We start from the raw sequence: 18,347 nt of genomic DNA, 5'->3' as shown, positions 1-18,347 counted from the left end.
CAATGAAAAAAATTAAAAAATACACACTTGTCATTGGCTTGTCAATAGCCAGTATTTTATCTCTTGGCTTTGTAGATAACTTATTTGAAATATCTAAAAACCTAGACATTTTTAGTTCTCTATACAAAGAGTTAAACATTTATTATGTTGACGAAACTGACGCAGGTGAACTGATGAAAACAGCAATAGATGCTATGTTGGAATCCCTTGACCCTTATACCACCTATATTCCTGAATCTGAAAAGGAAGATTTTGAATTTATGACGACAGGACAGTATGGAGGTATAGGAGCTGTTATTACAAAAAATGGTGACTGGGTATATGTTAGTGAACCTTATGAAGGTTTTCCTGCCGATAAAGCTGGACTTATTGCTGGAGATAAGTTTGTTGAAATTGCTGGCGAATCTGCTAAAAGTAAGTCAACTGAAGATGTCAGTAAAGTGCTAAAAGGTGAACCTAATACAGCCGTTAAAGTATTGATAGAAAGAGAAGGTCTTGCCAAACCTTTTGAGGTAGAAATAATAAGAGAAGAAATCAAACTCAATTCGGTGCCGTATTATGGGTTAATTTCTGACAGCATTGGCTATATCAAAACCCGTTCTTTTACTCGCAACATCTCTAAAGAAGTGATTGATGCTTATAAAGATATGAATGCCAACAATGAATTAAAAGGTTTGGTTTTAGATTTGAGAGGCAACCCAGGTGGGCTTCTAAATGAGGCTATTAGTATGGCTAATATTTTTATTGATAGAGGTAAAGAAATTGTTTTTACCAAAGGAAAAATTAAAGATTGGGATAAAAGCTATAAAGCCAGAAACGAGGCTGTTGATACAGAAATTCCTTTAGTAGTACTGATAAACAGAAGTTCAGCTTCTGCATCTGAAATAGTTTCAGGAGCGGTACAAGATTTTGATAGAGGTGTTGTAATAGGCCAACGCAGTTTTGGTAAGGGGTTGGTTCAGCAAACTAGAAAATTGAGCTACAATGCCCAGCTAAAGGTAACTACTGCAAAATATTATATCCCTAGCGGAAGATGTATCCAAGCACTCGACTACTCCAATAGAGACGAAGATGGAAGCGTAGGAAAAGTGCCTGATAGTCTGCGAACAGAATTCAAGACCTTAGTCAATGAGCGTTCTGTTTTTGATGGTGGAGGAATTACGCCGGATATTACAATTGAACCAGAGAAATTCAGTAATATTTTGAGAAGTTTAGTATCTAAACGTCATATTTTCAATTTTGCTAATCAGTATAAAAGAAATAATGAATCTATTGATGATGCAAAATCTTTTGTTATTAGCGATGATGTTTATAATCAATTCAAGCAATACCTCAAGGACAAGGAATATGAGTACGAAACTAAAACCGAAAAGGCCATTAAAAATCTTGAAAAAGACGCTGAAGGGGAAAAATATCTTACCGAATTACAAGAACAATTGGAAGAGTTAAGTTCAAAAATGGAAGAAAGTAAAAATAACGATATCGAACGCTTCAAATCCGAGATAAGTGAGCTTTTAGAAATGGAAATTGTAACACGATATTTTTATCAAAAAGGAAAAATTGAAACTACTATAAAGCATGACGAAGAAATAGCAAAAGCCATTGAAGTTTTGGACAATATGGAGCTTTATGACGCTATCCTTCGTGGTGATAGCATTCAGTAATGAAACCCAAAGGAATAGCATTAATTACCTTAGCATTTTTTGCTCCTATATCAATTTTTGTAACTGACGTAGCTGTTTTTTCTCTTGCTATTTTATGGTTGTTTGAAGGTCAGTTTATATCAAAGTGGAATAAGATTAAATCCAACCCTTGGCTACTTTCCTTGATGGCTTTACTTTTTCTTTATGTAGTGGGTATGCTTTGGGGGACTAATCATCAGGGGGCTAAATGGCTATTTCAAAAAAGTGCAATACTCATACTTTTACCTATTTTATACACGCTTAACTTTAGTCAAAAAGAGGTAAAATATTCTTTATTTGCCTTTCTTTCAGCGACAACATTATCTGCTCTCATTGCCAATTTGATAAATCTAGGATGGATAAATCATCTCTTTAAATACTCCTCTATTTTTGCTAAAAATTGGCATTATCCGGCCTTCATGACTTACACAGATCATAATGTATTTTTAGCTTTTTCATTACTTGTCACCTTTTTTATATTGTTCAATAACTATTCCAATAAAAAGTTAAGAATAGTATTAATTTTTATTTCCACCTTATATTTATTGAGTCTATATACTGAAAATGGTAGATCTGGACAGCTTGCTTTTATACTTATTTTCTTATCCTTTTCTTTACTTGCTTTTTGGTATAAGAAACGGGTCTTAATATTTTCGGTTATAGCAATCTTAGCAATAAATACATCGGCTTATTTTTTATCTCCTCATTTTAAGAAAAGAATAGATAGCATTCGAATAGAACTTACTCAGTTAGAAAAAAATAAGGTCAATAGTATAAATACCCGCTATTATCTTTATAAGTATTCGTATGAAAAAATAAAAGAAAAGCCAGTATTAGGTTATGGCACTGGTAGTTTTGTAAAAGAGTTTTCTTCAATTAGTGAACACGCTACTAAAACCCTTGCTGGGGTTCACAAAACACCTCACAATAATTACCTTTTCATTTGGTTTGAACTTGGATTGATAGGACTAGTGGTTTTTTTATCCATATTCTTTTTTCAGCTTAAGGCATATCAGTCGCTTAATCAAGGGTATTTTCGGATGATTTTTCCTGCTATTTTTTTGGTAATAATGTTGACAGACACCTATTTTCAAAATCACAATACAGCAGTTTTGTATTGTTATCTATCTTTCATTTTTTCGACTTACTCTTTCGAGTAAATACGTTTTATCCTACGGTTGAGAGTTGCCATTATTTCGTAGGGAATGGTGTCCAAATCGTGTGCTAATTTAGAAACACTGTATTTAGGACTAAAAATAGTAACCTCTTGTCCTTCTTCAGCATAGACTTCAGAAATGTCAGCTACAAAGCTATCCATACTTATATCACCGATTATTGGACATGCCGTATCCTTGATGAAGACTTGCCCATTTTGGTTTCCTAATTTTCTATTGAGTCCGTCGGCATATCCAACAGGTATAACTGCAATGTGCATATCTTTGTCCGCTATAAATGAGTTTTGATATCCTACGCTCTGACCTTTTTTGATAAATCTTGTTTGACTGATTACACTTTTTAAGCTGAAAATTTGTTTCAAATTAGGATGTTCTAATCCTCCATATAGAGCAATCCCTAACCTAACCCATTCGTTAGATTCAGTTTCAAAACGCATAGCTCCATTACTATTCATTACATGAGATGGAATATGTATTCCGAGAGAGTTTTCTAAATTATTACGTATGTCTATAAATCGCTGAATTTGTCGTTCACTAAAATCATCTTTATTAGGGTCATTAGAAGATGACAAATGCGAACATACACTCTCTATATTGAGTTGAGGATTGTTTTTAAGTATTGGAATAATTTCTTGTATGTCAGTTGCTTCAAAACCGTATCTATTCATACCTGTATTAAACTTCAAATGAATAGAAACCTTTTGTTGACACTTGGCATATAACTCAAGAAGTCTGTGATTAAATATTACAGGCTCTAATTGATATTTAATTATTGTATTTATGCTTTTGTATCCAGGGTTGGCTACAATTATTGGCTTAGTGATTCCTTCTTTTCGTAATTGAACGCCTTCCTCAAAGTCGGCCACCCAAAAAGCGTGAACGCCCAATTTTTCTAGGTGTTTTGAAATTTCTATATCACCCAAACCATAAGCAAAAGCTTTAACCACTGCAATAGTTTTTACCCCATCAGGAAGCTTACTTTTAAGAAAGTTAAAGTTAGCCTCAAGAGTATCGAGGTTGACATGTAGTATGGTTTCGTGGGTATTGGGCATTATCTACTAAAACAATTTCTGCAACGGGCTTCGTATTCGTTTTTCTCACCCAATAGTATTTGCTCGTCTTTATCTACTATTCTGTATGAATAATTAGCTAAATCGCCACACTGTATACAAATAGCTCGAACTTTAGTTACATCTTCTGCAATAGACATCAATTGTGGGATAGGTTCAAAGGGATTGCCTTCATAGTCCATGTCTAAAGCAGCAATAATAACACGAACCCCCTGATTTGCTAATTGGTTACACACTCCAACTAAATTATTGTTGAAAAATTGTGCTTCATCAATACCTACTACTTCTTTATCCTGGCATAATTCGATAATATCAGTTGCATCCTCTACAGCTTTACAATCTATTGCCCTCATATTATGGGACACCACTTTATCTTTATCGTACCTATCTTCAATAGCCGGCTTGCAGATAATTACACTTTGCTTAGCTATTTTAGCCCGTCCAAGTCTTCTAATTAACTCCTCTGTTTTGCCTGAGAACATAGAACCACAAATGACTTCAATACTTCCTTTTCTAATTTTATTCTTTTCTAAAAACATTCGATTAACTTTGTAAACAAATGTAAGCATTGATTTACATCTAATACTATGAGAAGTTATTTTCTTATCATTCTTTTCTTTTTAAGTAACAGTTTTAGTGCCTATTCACAAGCTGATAGTACTAAAATTAATCCTTATAGATTAGGTATTGTTTTAGCTAGTGGTGCATCTGTATTAGGAGGCTCTTACATTTATGTTCAAAATTCTTGGTGGAGCGATCAATCTACATCATTTCATTTTGACGATGGTTCAGACCTTAGATATGCTAGAAATATAGATAAAGGCGGTCACTTTTTTGGAGGTGTACTAGTTGCAGACCTTTTTCATTCTAATTTGAAATGGGCAGGTATGAATGAAAAGAAATCGTATTGGTACGGAGCAGCTATGGGTTCTTTTATACAGTTGGCAATAGAGATGAAAGATGCTTATGCTCCTTACTGGGGTTTTAGCGTTTGGGATTTTGGAACAGGCTCTATTGGGGCATTAGTACCTGTTGCAGAAAGGTACTGGAAGCCTATGAAATATATCGATTTCAAAATGAGTTATTACAAAAGAAGTAATCGGTATTGGGAACTTGGCGAGCAACAAAAACCTTGGGCACCGCCTCATCCACATGCCTATCAGGATGATTATGTAAATCAAACCTATTGGTTAACCGTTTATCCATTAAAAGATAGGAATATAGATGTTGGGCTTTCTATTGGTTTTGGATTAGATGATACTCAATACCTCACGCCTGGAGGCACAAAAGTTGGAGGCAACAACGAAATTTATATTGCATTAGACTATGATTTAAAGCGTGTGCTCAAACGTTGGGATACACCGACGGCAAAGCGGGTTAAACATTGGTTGAATTATATAAAAATCCCTGCACCAGCTATCTTAATCACTCCTGAAACCAAGTTTTACCCTATTTTCTTTTAAATTTGTGTAATGGCAAAATTGTTTGTAGTTCCCACACCTATTGGAAATCTAGAAGATTTTACTTTCAGAGCAGTTCGTATACTAGAAGAAGTAGACCTAATCTTAGCTGAAGACACACGTACTAGTGCTAAATTAATGGCACACTACCAAATATCTACTCCTATGCGTTCATATCATATGCATAATGAGCATAAAACGGTAGAGAAATGGATTGAGCTTTTGTTAGATGGGAAAACTATTGCATTAATTACAGACGCTGGAACTCCAGCTATTTCTGACCCTGGTTTTTTATTGGTTAGGGAATGTGTGAAAAACAATGTTGAGGTAGATTGTTTGCCTGGTGCTACAGCTTTTGTTCCTGCACTTGTTAATTCTGGTCTGCCTTGTGAAAAGTTTGTTTTTGAGGGCTTTTTGCCACAGAAAAAAGGAAGACAGACTCGCTTAAAAATTTTGGCAGAAGAAACCAAAACGATGGTGTTTTATGAATCTCCATATAGAGTTAAAAAAACATTAGCACAATTTGTCGAATTTATGGGAGGGGATAGAAATGTTTCTGTTTCAAGAGAAATTAGCAAGAAATTTGAAGAAACAATTAGGGGAAGTGTTGCGGAAGTGTTAGCTCACTTTGAAACTAAAGAACCCAAAGGAGAATTTGTTATTGTATTAGAGGGGAAATAAATGATAGAGATAAAAAAACAAGAGTTTAAAAAGCCACTTATTATTGCTGGACCTTGTAGTGCAGAAAGTCAAGAGCAGCTATTAGCTACTGCAAAAGGGTTAGAAGATAAAGCAACCATTTTTAGAGCAGGGATTTGGAAGCCCCGAACACGTCCTAATTCATTTGAAGGTGTTGGGAACAAGGCTTTAGAATGGTTAAAAGTGGTGAAACAAGAAACCCCATTGAAAGTAGCCACAGAAGTTGCAAATGCTCGGCATGTTGAAGCGTGTTTAAAAGCTGATATAGACGTATTGTGGCTTGGAGCAAGAACAACGGTCAATCCCTTTTATGTTCAAGAAATAGCAGAGGCTTTAAGAGGTGTTGATGTTAAGGTCATGATTAAAAATCCTTTACATCCAGAGTTGAGCTTATGGATAGGTGCTATTGAGAGACTGAGTCAAGTTGGTGTAAGTCAATTATCGGCTATTCATCGTGGCTTTTTCACCTTAGAAAAATCAGCATTTCGGAATGAGCCAAAATGGGAAATCCCCATTAAACTCAAGCGTCTAGTGCCTGAACTCTCAATTATTTGTGATCCTAGCCATATTTCTGGAGCACCACAAATGTTAAGTGAAGTTTCGCAGACAGCTATGGACTTGAACATGGACGGACTCATGATAGAAACTCACTACAATCCAAGCCTTGCATTAAGCGATGCACAACAACAAATTACGCCCAAAGAATTAGGTGTTTTATTGGATAATCTAATTTTGAGATCTTCAACCAATCCCAATACTGAGTTCAGAACATTACTCAACAACCTACGCTCAGAAATTGATGCTATTGATAAAAAGTTGGTCGATATTGTAGGTCAAAGAACCGAAATAGTAAAAGAGATAGGTCGTTACAAAAAAGAAAATGCAGTCACTATATTACAGATAGAACGTTGGTTCGAAATACTAAAATCTAGAAAAGACTGGGGGCGTGACATCAATTTAGACCCTCAAATGATTGGCGAATTATTTGAACTTATTCATAAACATTCTGTTCTTACTCAAACTCATATTTTAAATAAGTGACATGCAAAATTTGTGGACTTTAAAAGCTTTACCTGACAAGGACATTGTATGTGCTTTACAAGAAAGTCTAGGAGTTTCTGAACTTGTTGCTACTTTACTTGCTCAAAGAGGGATAAAAACTTTTGAGGAAGCCAAACAATTTTTTAGACCACAATTATCAGACCTTTACAATCCTTTTTTGATGAAGGATATGGATAAAGCTGTGGAGCGTCTGCATAGGGCTATAAGTAGTGATGAAAAGATTCTTGTCTATGGCGACTATGACGTAGATGGAACTACTGCCGTTTCATTGATGTATCTTTTTTTAAAGGAAAAATGTAAGTATGTAGAATATTACATTCCTGATAGATACGATGAAGGTTATGGTGTTTCATATAAGGGTATAGATTATGCTAAAAGCAATAATTTCTCATTAATTGTATGCTTAGATTGTGGAGTTAAAGCTGTTGAAAAAGTGGCTTACGCCAAAACTAAAGACATTGATTTTATCATTTGTGACCATCACAGACCAGGAGATACTTTGCCTTTAGCTGTAGCTGTTTTAGACCCTAAAAGAAGCGATTGTGATTATCCTTTTAAAGAGCTTTGTGGGTGTGGTGTGGGGTTTAAATTAGCACAAGCTTATCATCAACAATACAATTTACCTTTTGAAGAATTAGTGCCACTTTTAGATTTAGTGGTGGTTAGTATAGCTGCTGATATTGTACCTATGATTGATGAAAACCGAGTGCTTTCTTTTTATGGGTTGCAACAACTCAATGCTAGTCCAAGAATTGGATTGAAAGCCCTAATGGATGTTGCCAATAGAAAAGAGACCTTTAACATTTCCGATGTTGTATTTGGCTTAGCTCCAAGAATCAATGCGGCTGGTAGAATAGAGCATGGCAATAAGGCGGTAGAGTTACTTGTACAACAGGACTTTTCAATAGCAAAAGAAAAAGCAGATTATATTGATAACCATAACATTACTAGAAAAGAATTAGACAAAAGCATTACACAAGAGGCTTTAGCTATGATAGTGCCAAATGCTTATTCAACAGTAGTTTGTAGTGATAAATGGCATAAAGGAGTAGTTGGTATAGTAGCTTCAAGACTTATAGAAACACATTACAGACCCACAATTGTTTTAACTGAAAGTAATGGCAAATTAACGGGCTCAGCTCGTTCGGTAAGTGGTTTTGATGTTTATGAAGCTATTGATGCTTGTTCAGATTTATTAGAGCAATTTGGGGGTCATAAATATGCCGCAGGATTGACATTAAAAAAAGAAAACCTTACTGCTTTTATTCAACGTTTTGAAGATGTGGTAAGCTCTACCATTACTGCAGAGATGCAAACCCCAAAGATTTATATTGACCTCGAAATGTCTATGGAAGATATTACTATGAAAACGCATCGAATTATTGAACAAATGGCTCCTTTTGGGCCTTCAAATAGCAGACCTGTTTTTATGACAAAAGGAGTCATTGATAATGGTTCTGGACGTGTAATAGGACAAGATAAAAACCACCTCAAATTGGCCATTACTGATAACCATAATTCAAAGACATTGGACGGGATAGGCTTTGGCATGTCTGACTATTTTTCTACTATAAAGGACAAGCAACCTTTTGATGTTTGTTTTGTTTTGGATTTAAATGAATGGAATGGTAATTCTAACCTTCAATTGAGAATTAAAGATATCAGGAACAACACCTTACCTTAAGACAATTCTACCTAGTTTTTCAGAAATTTCTCGTTTAATTTTCAACATATTGTTGATTTCAACAAGTAGGTTTGTATCATCATTGTCTTCCTTAGATAACTCTATGTTTTTAGTCTCTATGAGTTCTGATATTTTGGCAATTTTAAGAGAATAAATGGCTGTGTCAACCGCTTTTTTTAACTGCATTTCTTCAGTTTCTGTATAAATGCCGTGTTTTTTCCATTTCTCACTTATGGAATGTTGATTGCTAATAATATCAACAGCAACTTGAGAAATAACAGGATTTTTATGTTGAGTAAAATATTCTTCTGTTAACAGTGTACCTTGATTTATAGCTTCTTCGTATGTTTTATAGATTAATGCGTAATTGGGGTTTGAAAAAAGGTTTTCGTCTTTAAACTCAATCAAAATATATTGTATGACATAAATTTTATCTTCTTCAGTAGTTTTTGTCTGTTCGTCGTAAGGATTTATCTGGTAATCGCCATATTGTAACATAAAGCGAATAACGTCCTTTTCTTGAAATTCTGACTTAGTAGGGTTTTTTGTAGGGGTAGCGGTATCTTCTACTTTATTGACTACTTCACTTTGTATTTTATTAGCAGCTTTATCTTTATGAATTAGCTCGTGTACTTTATTATCTAATTCTTGCTTTCCAATTTCTAATAGCTTACTGCATTTGTCAATGTAAACCTCCCTAGTAATACCATCAGGAATTTTAGCAATAGATTGCATAATTTCACTAATGAGATTTACTTTTTTGATGGGGTCATTTTTACTTTTTTCATCTAGTAAGTTAATTTTGAACTCTATGAAATCTTGAGCTTGTTCATTGATGTAATTGGTTAGTCCTTCTCCTCCATATTTTTTGGCATAACTATCGGGGTCTTCGCCTTCTGGTAAAAGTGCTACTTTGACGGTCATGCTTTCGGCATGTATTAGGTCAATGGCTTTTGTGGCAGCCTTAATTCCTGCATTATCAGAGTCGAATAGAAGGGTAATGTTTTTGGTATATCGACCAATCAGTTTTACTTGTTCTGAGCCAAGAGCGGTGCCAGATGATGCTACCACATTTTCTATGCCCGATTGATGCATGGATATAACATCTGTATAGCCTTCAACGATTAAGCAATTGTCATTTTTTACTATGGCAGACTTGGAGAAGTGCATACCATACAAGACTTTCCCTTTGTGATAAATCTCACTTTCTGGAGAGTTGAGGTATTTTGCCTTTTCATCTTTTTTAAGGGCTCGTCCACCAAAGCCGAGTATTCTACCTGAAATGCTATGAATGGGGAAAATAATTCGCCCTTTAAACCTATCAAAAGCCTTGTCTTCTTTGAAAATACTTAAGCCTGTTTTTTCTAAATATTCTTGCTTATAGGATGATTCTAGCGCAGACTTTGTAAAAGCGTCCCAACTGTCAGGATTGTAGCCCAACTGAAATTTATTTATCATTTCTTCCGAAAGACCTCGTTCTTTGAAGTAGCTTAAGCCTACGGCTTTACCTTCCACGGTTTTATGTAAGCTATTCTGAAAGTAATCATTGGCGAATGAATTAACGATAAATAAACTTTCTCTTAGGTTAGATTTCTCTATCTGCTCAGGGGTTTGCTCCTCTTCTGGAACTTCAATATTGTACTTTTTGGCGATATATTTGAGAGCCTCGGGATAAGATAGCTGATCAATTTCCATAACGAAGTTCACAGCATGTCCACCTTTACCACAGCCGAAACACTTATAAATATTTTTAGTAGGAGAAACGGTAAAAGAAGGAGTTTTTTCGTCGTGAAAGGGACAATTACCGAGCATATTTGCGCCTCTTTTTTTCAGAGTAACAAAGTCTCCAACAACCTCTTCTATTCGGGCTGTTTCAAAAATGGTATCTATGGTTTCCTTTGGAATCATTTCTTTCTTTCGATGACGAAATTTACTAAAAGTTCTAAAGACTTTCGGCTTTCATTGTCATCAAAAGTTTTCAACAAACTCAAGGCTTCTTCTTGGTAGGATTTCATTTTCTCAATTGTATAGTTTATCCCGCCACTTTTTTTAACTATATCTAGTACCTCAGAAACTCGCGCAGTATTGGTATTGTGATTTTTTACAGTTTGAATAATGAACTTCTTTTGTTTTCTATCGCAATTTCTTAGGGCATAGATAAGAGGTAAAGTCATCTTTTGCTCTTTGATATCAATACCTGTGGGTTTGCCTATAACATCTTCGTTGTAGTAATCGAATAGGTCGTCTTTCATCTGAAAAGCGATACCTATGAGCTCTCCAAATTTTCGCATACGCTCGACAGTTTCTTGGTCTTGCTTGGCAGCCACAGCACCACTAGCACAACAAGCCGCAATGAGTGTTGCTGTTTTTTGTCTGATAATTTCAAAATATACGTCTTCTTCGATGTCAAGTTTACGGGCTTTTTCTATTTGTAAAAGCTCTCCTTCACTCATTTCTTTGACTGCTTTAGAAACAATCTGTAATAAGTCGTATTCTTCATTTTCTAAAGACATAAGTAAGCCTTTAGATAAGAGATAATCTCCAACAAGTACTGCAATTTTATTTTTCCAAAGGGCATTTATAGAGAAAAATCCTCTTCGCATATTGGCATCGTCAATAACGTCGTCGTGTACTAATGTGGCTGTATGTAAAAGTTCAATGAGTGAGGCTGCTCTGAAACTGCTCTCGTTGATTTCACCAAAAAGTTTGCCGCTAAGAAAAACAAACATTGGACGCATTTGCTTACCCTTACGTTTTACGATATAGTGTAATATTTTATCTAAAAGAGGTACCTTGCTATTTAAGGAGTCTTTAAACTTCTTTTCAAACATGAGCATCTCTTGTTGAATGGGCTTTTTAATCTCTTTTATGCTGTTCATCTAAAGTATTTAGAAGGGGGGTACAAAGATACTAGGATTTTACGAGTTTATTGGCAAGTTGACCACAAGCGGCGTCTATGTCTTTTCCTCGACTTCTCCTGACGTTTACAATAAGGTTTTTGCTTTCTAGATAGCTAACAAAAGCATCTACTTTTTCTCTATTGGCTTGTTGAAATTCGCCATCGTCAATAGGGTTATATTCAATAATATTGATTTTACAGGGCGTAATTTTTGCAAAGCTAGCAAGTTCTTGGGCATCGCTAATTTCATCATTAAAGTCCTTGAAAATGATGTATTCGTAGGTTATTCTTGTTTGTGTTTTTTCATAAAAATAGATAATGGCGTCTTTTAATGCATCTAAGGAATTTTGTTCATTAATAGGCATTATATAGTCACGCTTCTTATCATTAGCAGCGTGTAAGGAAAGTGCCAGATTAAATTTGACTTCATCGTCGCCTAGCTTTTTTATCAGCTTTGCTATTCCAGCAGTAGAAACTGTAATACGTTTGGGCGACATACCAAGTCCATCTGTCGAGGTGATTTTATCGATTGACTCAAGAACATTTCTATAGTTTAGGAGGGGTTCGCCCATACCCATATAAACAATATTACTCAACTTTTGATTGTAATTGCTTAGGGCTTGTTCGTTTAGCATAAATACTTGGTCGTAAATCTCATCAGCATTTAAATTCCTTAATCTATCTAGTTTGCCAGTAGCACAAAATTTACATGTTAAACTACAACCTACTTGAGAAGATATACAAGCTGTCATTCTACTTTTGGTAGGGATTAAAACCCCTTCAACATTATTATTGTCGTAAAGACCAAAAGCAGATTTTATGGTGCGGTCAGCACTTTTTTGTGATTCTGTAATTTTGGCGTGTAGAATAACAAAGTGCTCATCTAACAATTGAATAGTTTCTTTAGAAACATTACGCATCTCTTCAAAGGAAGATACCGACTTTTTCCATAGCCATTCATATACTTGTTTGGCTCGAAACATTGGCATATTATTCTCTTTGAAAAAGCCCTTAAGTTCGTCAAGAGTAAGTGTGCGAATATTTTTTTTATCTAAAGACATAGAGCGTACAAAGATACTATCTTTGTACGCTCTATGCGCTACTTAACATCAGATATCATTTTTACGGCTTTTTCTAGTCCCATTTATGATGGTGTTTTGGTCGTCGATGATGAGGGAAGAATTGTAGATTTACTAGAGAATAAGTTGCAGATAGATGGTGCTAAGTTAGAATATTTTAGAGGTGCTCTTTGCCCCGGATTTATCAATACCCATTGTCATTTAGAGTTGTCACACTTGCAGGGTGAGTTAGCCCCAAAAACAGGATTACCACATTTTATTAACTCTATAGGTCAAATTAGAAAGGCTAGTCAGCGACGAAAAGACGATGCCTTAAAGTTAGCAGATAGACAGATGTATAATAATGGCATTGTGGCTGTAGCAGACATCAGTAATACAGCAGATTCCTTTTCTACAAAAGCTAATAGTGCCATATACTATTATACCTTCATCGAATTATTTGCATCTAACCCCCATAAAGCTGCAGAAGTATTTGAACGAGGACTGAAACTAAGCCAAGAATGTAGCACACCCAACTCTTTGACACCCCACGCTAACTATTCGGTTTCTTTGCCACTTTTCGAAAAGATTAGACATCACAATAAGGGAGAAATTATTAGTATTCACAGTCAAGAAACGCCTGAAGAGGATACTATGTTTTTGACTGGTAGTGGTCAATTGTTGTCACAACTTATTGCTAAAGACTTTTTCAAATACACTGGTAAGACTGCTCTTCAAAGTACCCTTCCTTTACTGCCAGATGCTCCTATTTTATTAGTGCATAACACCTTTACCAAAGAAGATGATATGTTAGAGGCCATATCTAATTTTGACAAACTTTATTGGTGTACTTGCCCCAAAGCTAATTTATACATAGAAAATCAATTGCCTAACTATCAACAGTTTGTAGATGCTCAAGCTAAAATGACGATTGGAACAGATAGTTTAGCATCTAACGATACGCTATCTATTTTGGAAGAAATGAAAACGATACAAGCTCATGTTTCTTTAGAGTTATTGATGGAATGGGCTTGTAAAAACGGGGCTGAATTTCTTGGACTTGATGCTTTAGGAACTTTTCAAAAAGGTAAAATGCCTGGCATCAATTACATCAATCATATCGTAGATGGTAAGTTAACAGCAGATAGTCAAGTTAAAAAGTTATTCTGACATTAAATTGATATAAACTTGAGCTTTCTTTAAGTCTTCTGGCGTTGTGATTTTGATGTTTTCTTTATTGCCTTGAATAAGTTGTATCTCTATCCCCATAGCTTCTACAACTGAAGCGTCATCAGTAAATGTAGGCGAATAGTCTTGTTGGTAGGCTTTTAGCAAAAGCTCACTACTAAAACATTGAGGAGTTTGAACAATAAGGAATTCGTCCCTATTTACAATAACACTTCCGCTATCGGTTTTTTGTCTTAAGCTTTCTTCAATGGCTATGACTGGAATTGCAGTTCCTTTCTCTTGTGCTGTCTGCATACATTCCTTCACCACGCTAGTTTTAACTAAGGGACGAACGCCGTCGTGTATGGCAACAACAGATTGTTCATTGACTTTTTTCAAAGCATTACTTACTGATTCAAAGCGTGTGTTACCGCCTTCAACAACTTGATGATTCACTTTAAATTGGTGTTCTTGACAAAGTTTTTTCCAAGTGTCGAACTCAGATTTTGGTAGTGCTAAAATGATTTCAGAATGAGCTAAACTTTGGTGCATTTTTTCAATGGTATGCATCAAAATGGGTTTAGAGTTGAGGTCTAAAAACTGCTTAGGGATAGAAGAACCCATTCGGCTTCCGCTACCCCCAGCAACTATGATAATATATTGTTTCACTGTTATAATATCAGCATGGCATCACCATAAGAGAAGAAATTGTACTTCTCCTTAATAGCTTCTTCGTAAGCCTTCATTACTAAATCGTGACCTCCAAAAGCACTAACCATCATTAATAAGGTAGATTTTGGAGTGTGGAAGTTGGTAATCATGCAATTGGCAATATTGAAATCGTAAGGAGGGTAAATAAATTTATTAGTCCACCCTTTAAAAGGAGTCATTAGTCCTTGAGTAGTTACTGATGTTTCAATAGCTCTCATAGAGGTTGTCCCAACGGCACAAACTCTTCTTTTTTCATTGATGCCTGTATTAATAATATTTGTCGTTTCTTCGCTAATGATAACTTCTTCAGAGTCCATTTTGTGCTTACTTAAATCCTCTACCTCTACTGGTCTAAAAGTACCTAGCCCAATGTGAAGGGTAAGGTTAGCAAACTCAAGCCCTTTGATTTCTAATCGCTTCATAAGTTCACGACTGAAGTGCAATCCTGCTGTTGGTGCTGCTACGGCACCTTCTGTTTTAGCATAGATGGTTTGATAGCGTTCTTCGTCTTCAGCGTCTGGCTCTCTTTTGATGTATTTTGGTAATGGAGTTTCGCCAAGATCTTTGAGTTTTTCTCTAAACTCTTCATAACTTCCGTCGTAAAGAAAACGTAAGGTTCTTCCTCTAGAAGTGGTGTTGTCAATAACTTCTGCCACTAAACTATCGTCTTCGCCAAAATATAACTTATTACCAATTCTTATTTTACGAGCAGGATCTACCAATACGTCCCACAATAAATTTTCTTTATTTAATTCTCTTAATAAAAAGACTTCTATTCTAGCACCAGTCTTTTCTTTGTTGCCATACATTCTAGCAGGAAAAACTTTGGTATCGTTGAAAATCATAACATCACCTTCATCGAAATAGTCCACCAAATCTTTAAATTGTCTATGTTCGATTTCACCTGTTTTTCTATTGACTACCATTAGTCGAGATTCGTCTCGGTTGTAAGCAGGTCTTTCTGCTAAAAGCTCTTCTGGTAAATCAAAATTAAATTGTGAGAGTTTTCTTTTTATCATGATGTTCTTGTATTCTTAGTAAAAAAGTGCGCAAATATACTAAATTAATGTTCAGTCGCTGGATTATTTGTAAGAGAAAAAGAGTCTATAAACTCTTGAATGTCAATTGCTTGACTTAGTTCAAACTTTCCAATTCGTGTTCTTGTTAGTTGGCTCAAGTGTGCACCACTATTGAGGTTTTTTCCAAACGTTTGTGCTAATGAACGTATATAAGTTCCTTTGCTACATACAATTCTAACATGGACTTTTGGCAGTTCTACTTTTACTAGTTCAAATTTTGAAACATGAACCATTCTTTCTTTTACTTTTATATCTTCTCCTTTTCTAGCATGTTCGTAAAGGCGTTTGCCATCTTGCTTTATTGCTGAATAGATAGGAGGTGTTTGCAAGATGTTACCTGTCAATGATTGGGCAGTTGTTTTGAGCATATCTTCGGTTATATGATTGTAATCGAAGGTTTCATTGATTTCTGTTTCCAAATCAAAAGAGGGGGTTGTTGCGCCTAATGTAAATTCGGCTGTATATTCTTTCTCTTGGGCTTGAAATTCATTTATACGTTTGGTGAATTTTCCGGTACAAACTATGAGAAGTCCATCGGCTAAAGGGTCTAGTGTACCGGCATGACCTACTTTTATCTTTTTAAGTTGTAAAGCTGTACGGAGGGTATTGCGTATTTTTTTTACTACATCAAAAGAAGTCCATCGCAACGGTTTATGGATAAGTAAAGTGTGCCCCTCTATGTAATTAATCATTTACAGTACAGTGAAAATAATAGCCAAAATTCCTATGGTAAAACAGTAGTAAGAAAAATACTTAAGCTGACTTTTTTTGACGAGTGATATCATCCATTTACAAGCGATTAGACCTGTAATAAAGGCAGCAATGAATCCCGCTATTAAGGGAATTAGAGCAGCACTTTCGGATGCCATTTCACCACTTAAAATGTCTTTTGCCATCTTACCAAAGATGAGAGGAACAACCATTAAAAAAGAAAATCGGGCTGCTTTTTCTCTATCAATACCAAGAATAACAGATGTAGAAATAGTAGCTCCAGACCTTGAAATACCTGGCAGAATAGCAATAGCCTGAGCTATACCGATAATTAACGATTGTCCAAAGCTGACAGATTGGGTTGTATTTTTAGCTTTATCAGCAACAAAAAGGAGTAAACCAGTAACGATTAGCATACTGCCAACCAATAAGATTCTACCACCAAAGAGAGCATCTATTTGCTCATCAAAAAGCACTCCAACTACTGCTGCAGGAACCATAGAAATAATAATCTTTAATGAAAATTGAAACTCTTCATTCCATTTAAATTGTAGTAATCCTCTGAAAATTTGAGCGACTTCATCTCTAAAAATAAAGAGAGTGCTTAAAGCTGTAGCTGCGTGTAGCACTACCGTCATTAAAATATTTTCTTCGGGTAATCCCTCACTACCGAAATGCTCAAGAATAAAGGTTGTTATTTCTAAATGACCACTGCTACTAACAGGTAAAAATTCGGTAAGTCCTTGAATAATCCCTAGAAGGATAGCCGCAAAAATACTACTCATCTTTAGCCTTATGTAAAATAGCGAAGACTTCAATTACTAGTCCTGTGATAAGGAAGATTACAGAAAGTGTCATCCTTCTAAAACTGAAGATGGCATCGCTAAAAACATTAGGGTCTTCAGACTTTCCTCCAGTCATCAATATATAGCCTGTTATAATAAGTATAACGCCTAAAATCATAAGCTGGTAGTTCCTTTTTCCAAAATTAAATTCCATAGTTTTAATGATATAAATCGTTTTCGTTCATTTTAAGGTATTTACCAACGGAAAAGTTGGTTACAACAGTACTTATCATTACGCCAAAGATAAGAATAGCAACAAAGATTATTCCAATGGTTGGCATATCTTCGAGTAATAATAGTTCTGGCATTTCTTTGTGTAGGCTAAACAAGGCAATAATTAAAAATACGATGCCTATTAAAGCAGAAAAAACACCTTGTAGGATACCATTTCTTAAAAACGGTTTTCTTATAAAAGTGTTGGTAGCACCTACTAGTTTCATAGATTGTATGGTAAACCGTTGTGAGTAAACCGTCAGTCGAATGGTATTATTGATTAGTGCGATAGCAACAATTAAAAGCAAAGTGCAAAAGGAAACTAAAATTATACTTAGTTTTCTGACATTGGTGTTTATGGCGGCTATCAAATCCTTTTGAATGATTATTTCTTTGATGATGGGGTTTTTTTGCAAATCTTTTTCGATAGCATCAATACGATTTTCATCGGCATATTCGGCATTCATATAGACATCAATAGATGCAGATAATGGGTTAAAGCCCAGAAAGCTAATGAAATCTTCTCCTAGATCACTTTCTAAAATTCTGGCAGCATCTTCTTTGCTAACAAATTCGGTGCTTTTAATTTGTGGCGAAGCATCTAAACTTTTTTGAAGTTGAAGGCGGTCTACCTTTTTAATGTTTTCTTGAAGAATTAATGTGAAGCCTACGTTTTCTTTGATGTAATTCGTTAAACGATGAGTGTTAAGGAAAATGAAGCCCATACTGCCTAACATCAGCAAAACCAAAGATATACTTAGCATAGTAGATAAAGAAGAGGTTCTAAGCTTACGCTTTATATGTCTTTCTTGTGCTTGTTTCATTACGTTTG

The 18,347-nt window shown here is 35.3% G+C and carries 18 protein-coding genes; 7 read left to right on the top strand and 11 right to left on the bottom strand.

Going from position 1 to position 18,347, the window contains the following annotated elements; all coding sequences use genetic code 11:
* Positions 1-2: 2 nt before the first annotated feature.
* Entirely contained in the window at positions 3-1,664 is a 1,662-nt protein-coding gene (locus ISP71_02890; GenBank protein MBL6663028.1) for a PDZ domain-containing protein, read from the top strand.
* Positions 1,664-2,842: an O-antigen ligase family protein gene (locus tag ISP71_02885; GenBank protein MBL6663027.1), complete on the top strand. Its 1,179-nt coding sequence runs from the start codon at positions 1,664-1,666 to the stop codon at positions 2,840-2,842. Before ISP71_02890 ends, ISP71_02885 begins: the two co-directional genes overlap by 1 nt.
* Here the strand turns inward: ISP71_02885 and alr are convergent.
* Both alr and ISP71_02875 read right to left on the bottom strand, forming a co-directional pair.
* On the bottom strand, positions 2,827-3,909 hold the full coding sequence (alr, locus tag ISP71_02880; protein MBL6663026.1) for an alanine racemase: 1,083 nt from the start codon (positions 3,907-3,909) through the stop codon (positions 2,827-2,829). The two genes, ISP71_02885 and alr, sit on opposite strands and share 16 nt — an antisense overlap.
* The gene (locus ISP71_02875) at positions 3,909-4,466 is read right to left on the bottom strand and encodes a thymidine kinase (GenBank protein MBL6663025.1); all 558 of its coding nucleotides are present in this window, start codon (positions 4,464-4,466) and stop codon (positions 3,909-3,911) included. Before ISP71_02875 ends, alr begins: the two co-directional genes overlap by 1 nt.
* A 48-nt stretch (positions 4,467-4,514) precedes the next feature.
* Between ISP71_02875 and ISP71_02870 the strand changes: the two genes are divergently transcribed.
* Genes ISP71_02870 through recJ form a run of 4 tightly spaced genes read left to right on the top strand, consistent with a single transcriptional unit; the run spans position 4,515 to position 8,832 of the window.
* Positions 4,515-5,390 carry a DUF2279 domain-containing protein gene (locus ISP71_02870; protein ID MBL6663024.1) on the top strand — a complete coding sequence of 292 codons (876 nt, stop codon included), beginning with the start codon at positions 4,515-4,517 and terminating at the stop codon, positions 5,388-5,390.
* A 9-nt stretch (positions 5,391-5,399) separates the two neighbouring features.
* Entirely contained in the window at positions 5,400-6,068 is a 669-nt protein-coding gene (gene rsmI / locus ISP71_02865; GenBank protein MBL6663023.1) for a 16S rRNA (cytidine(1402)-2'-O)-methyltransferase, read from the top strand.
* Entirely contained in the window at positions 6,069-7,127 is a 1,059-nt protein-coding gene (locus ISP71_02860; GenBank protein ID MBL6663022.1) for a bifunctional 3-deoxy-7-phosphoheptulonate synthase/chorismate mutase type II, read from the top strand. It begins immediately after the preceding gene.
* Between the two features lies 1 nt (position 7,128).
* Positions 7,129-8,832, top strand: a complete 1,704-nt coding sequence (gene recJ / locus ISP71_02855) for a single-stranded-DNA-specific exonuclease RecJ (GenBank protein MBL6663021.1) — start codon at positions 7,129-7,131, stop codon at positions 8,830-8,832.
* Here the strand turns inward: recJ and dnaG are convergent.
* From dnaG to rlmN, 3 genes are read right to left on the bottom strand one after another with little or no spacing between them, the layout of a single operon-like run.
* Positions 8,824-10,740, bottom strand: coding sequence for a DNA primase (gene dnaG, locus ISP71_02850; protein ID MBL6663020.1), 1,917 nt, complete (start codon positions 10,738-10,740; stop codon positions 8,824-8,826). The genes recJ and dnaG overlap by 9 nt on opposite strands.
* Positions 10,737-11,711, bottom strand: a complete 975-nt coding sequence (locus tag ISP71_02845) for a polyprenyl synthetase family protein (GenBank protein MBL6663019.1) — start codon at positions 11,709-11,711, stop codon at positions 10,737-10,739. The genes dnaG and ISP71_02845 overlap by 4 nt, the downstream gene beginning before the upstream one ends.
* A 31-nt stretch (positions 11,712-11,742) precedes the next feature.
* Positions 11,743-12,792, bottom strand: coding sequence for a 23S rRNA (adenine(2503)-C(2))-methyltransferase RlmN (gene rlmN / locus ISP71_02840; protein MBL6663018.1), 1,050 nt, complete (start codon positions 12,790-12,792; stop codon positions 11,743-11,745).
* 33 nt (positions 12,793-12,825) lie between these two features.
* Here rlmN and ISP71_02835 point away from each other — a divergent pair, with 33 nt between their 5' ends.
* Positions 12,826-13,959, top strand: coding sequence for an amidohydrolase family protein (locus ISP71_02835; GenBank protein MBL6663017.1), 1,134 nt, complete (start codon positions 12,826-12,828; stop codon positions 13,957-13,959).
* On the opposite strand, the gene ISP71_02830 is transcribed toward ISP71_02835, so the two are convergent.
* Genes ISP71_02830 through ISP71_02805 form a run of 6 tightly spaced genes read right to left on the bottom strand, consistent with a single transcriptional unit; the run spans position 13,951 to position 18,339 of the window.
* Complete coding sequence (locus ISP71_02830) at positions 13,951-14,625, bottom strand: 2-C-methyl-D-erythritol 4-phosphate cytidylyltransferase (GenBank protein ID MBL6663016.1); 675 nt, start codon at positions 14,623-14,625, stop codon at positions 13,951-13,953. The genes ISP71_02835 and ISP71_02830 overlap by 9 nt on opposite strands.
* Positions 14,626-14,627: 2 nt before the next feature.
* On the bottom strand, positions 14,628-15,686 hold the full coding sequence (gene queA, locus ISP71_02825; GenBank protein MBL6663015.1) for a tRNA preQ1(34) S-adenosylmethionine ribosyltransferase-isomerase QueA: 1,059 nt from the start codon (positions 15,684-15,686) through the stop codon (positions 14,628-14,630).
* A gap of 44 nt (positions 15,687-15,730) precedes the next feature.
* Entirely contained in the window at positions 15,731-16,438 is a 708-nt protein-coding gene (gene truB, locus ISP71_02820; protein ID MBL6663014.1) for a tRNA pseudouridine(55) synthase TruB, read from the bottom strand.
* Positions 16,439-17,242 (bottom strand): undecaprenyl-diphosphate phosphatase, encoded by an 804-nt coding sequence (locus ISP71_02815; GenBank protein MBL6663013.1) that lies wholly within the window; start codon positions 17,240-17,242, stop codon positions 16,439-16,441.
* Positions 17,235-17,456 (bottom strand): DUF3098 domain-containing protein, encoded by a 222-nt coding sequence (locus tag ISP71_02810; GenBank protein ID MBL6663012.1) that lies wholly within the window; start codon positions 17,454-17,456, stop codon positions 17,235-17,237. Before ISP71_02810 ends, ISP71_02815 begins: the two co-directional genes overlap by 8 nt.
* Positions 17,457-17,460: 4 nt before the next feature.
* Positions 17,461-18,339 (bottom strand): cell division protein FtsX, encoded by an 879-nt coding sequence (locus ISP71_02805; protein ID MBL6663011.1) that lies wholly within the window; start codon positions 18,337-18,339, stop codon positions 17,461-17,463.
* Positions 18,340-18,347 lie beyond the last annotated feature (8 nt).

The organism is Flavobacteriales bacterium (genome assembly GCA_016779995.1).
In the GTDB taxonomy this organism is placed as follows: Bacteria; Bacteroidota; Bacteroidia; order Flavobacteriales; family UBA7312; genus UBA8444.
This window is presented reverse-complemented; position numbering and strand designations above follow the sequence as displayed.

Coding starts and splice junctions, on each gene's coding strand:
- ISP71_02885 (MBL6663027.1), top strand. CDS start 1,664: ATGAAACCCAAAGGAATAGCATTAATTACCTTAGCATTTTTTGCTCCT.
- recJ (MBL6663021.1), top strand. CDS start 7,129: ATGCAAAATTTGTGGACTTTAAAAGCTTTACCTGACAAGGACATTGTA.
- ISP71_02860 (MBL6663022.1), top strand. CDS start 6,069: ATGATAGAGATAAAAAAACAAGAGTTTAAAAAGCCACTTATTATTGCT.
- ISP71_02845 (MBL6663019.1), bottom strand. CDS start 11,711: ATGAACAGCATAAAAGAGATTAAAAAGCCCATTCAACAAGAGATGCTC.
- ISP71_02890 (MBL6663028.1), top strand. CDS start 3: ATGAAAAAAATTAAAAAATACACACTTGTCATTGGCTTGTCAATAGCC.
- truB (MBL6663014.1), bottom strand. CDS start 16,438: ATGATTAATTACATAGAGGGGCACACTTTACTTATCCATAAACCGTTG.
- rlmN (MBL6663018.1), bottom strand. CDS start 12,792: ATGTCTTTAGATAAAAAAAATATTCGCACACTTACTCTTGACGAACTT.
- dnaG (MBL6663020.1), bottom strand. CDS start 10,740: ATGATTCCAAAGGAAACCATAGATACCATTTTTGAAACAGCCCGAATA.
- ISP71_02815 (MBL6663013.1), bottom strand. CDS start 17,242: ATGAGTAGTATTTTTGCGGCTATCCTTCTAGGGATTATTCAAGGACTT.
- ISP71_02805 (MBL6663011.1), bottom strand. CDS start 18,339: ATGAAACAAGCACAAGAAAGACATATAAAGCGTAAGCTTAGAACCTCT.
- ISP71_02835 (MBL6663017.1), top strand. CDS start 12,826: ATGCGCTACTTAACATCAGATATCATTTTTACGGCTTTTTCTAGTCCC.
- alr (MBL6663026.1), bottom strand. CDS start 3,909: ATGCCCAATACCCACGAAACCATACTACATGTCAACCTCGATACTCTT.
- ISP71_02870 (MBL6663024.1), top strand. CDS start 4,515: ATGAGAAGTTATTTTCTTATCATTCTTTTCTTTTTAAGTAACAGTTTT.
- ISP71_02810 (MBL6663012.1), bottom strand. CDS start 17,456: ATGGAATTTAATTTTGGAAAAAGGAACTACCAGCTTATGATTTTAGGC.
- ISP71_02875 (MBL6663025.1), bottom strand. CDS start 4,466: ATGTTTTTAGAAAAGAATAAAATTAGAAAAGGAAGTATTGAAGTCATT.
- queA (MBL6663015.1), bottom strand. CDS start 15,686: ATGATAAAAAGAAAACTCTCACAATTTAATTTTGATTTACCAGAAGAG.
- rsmI (MBL6663023.1), top strand. CDS start 5,400: ATGGCAAAATTGTTTGTAGTTCCCACACCTATTGGAAATCTAGAAGAT.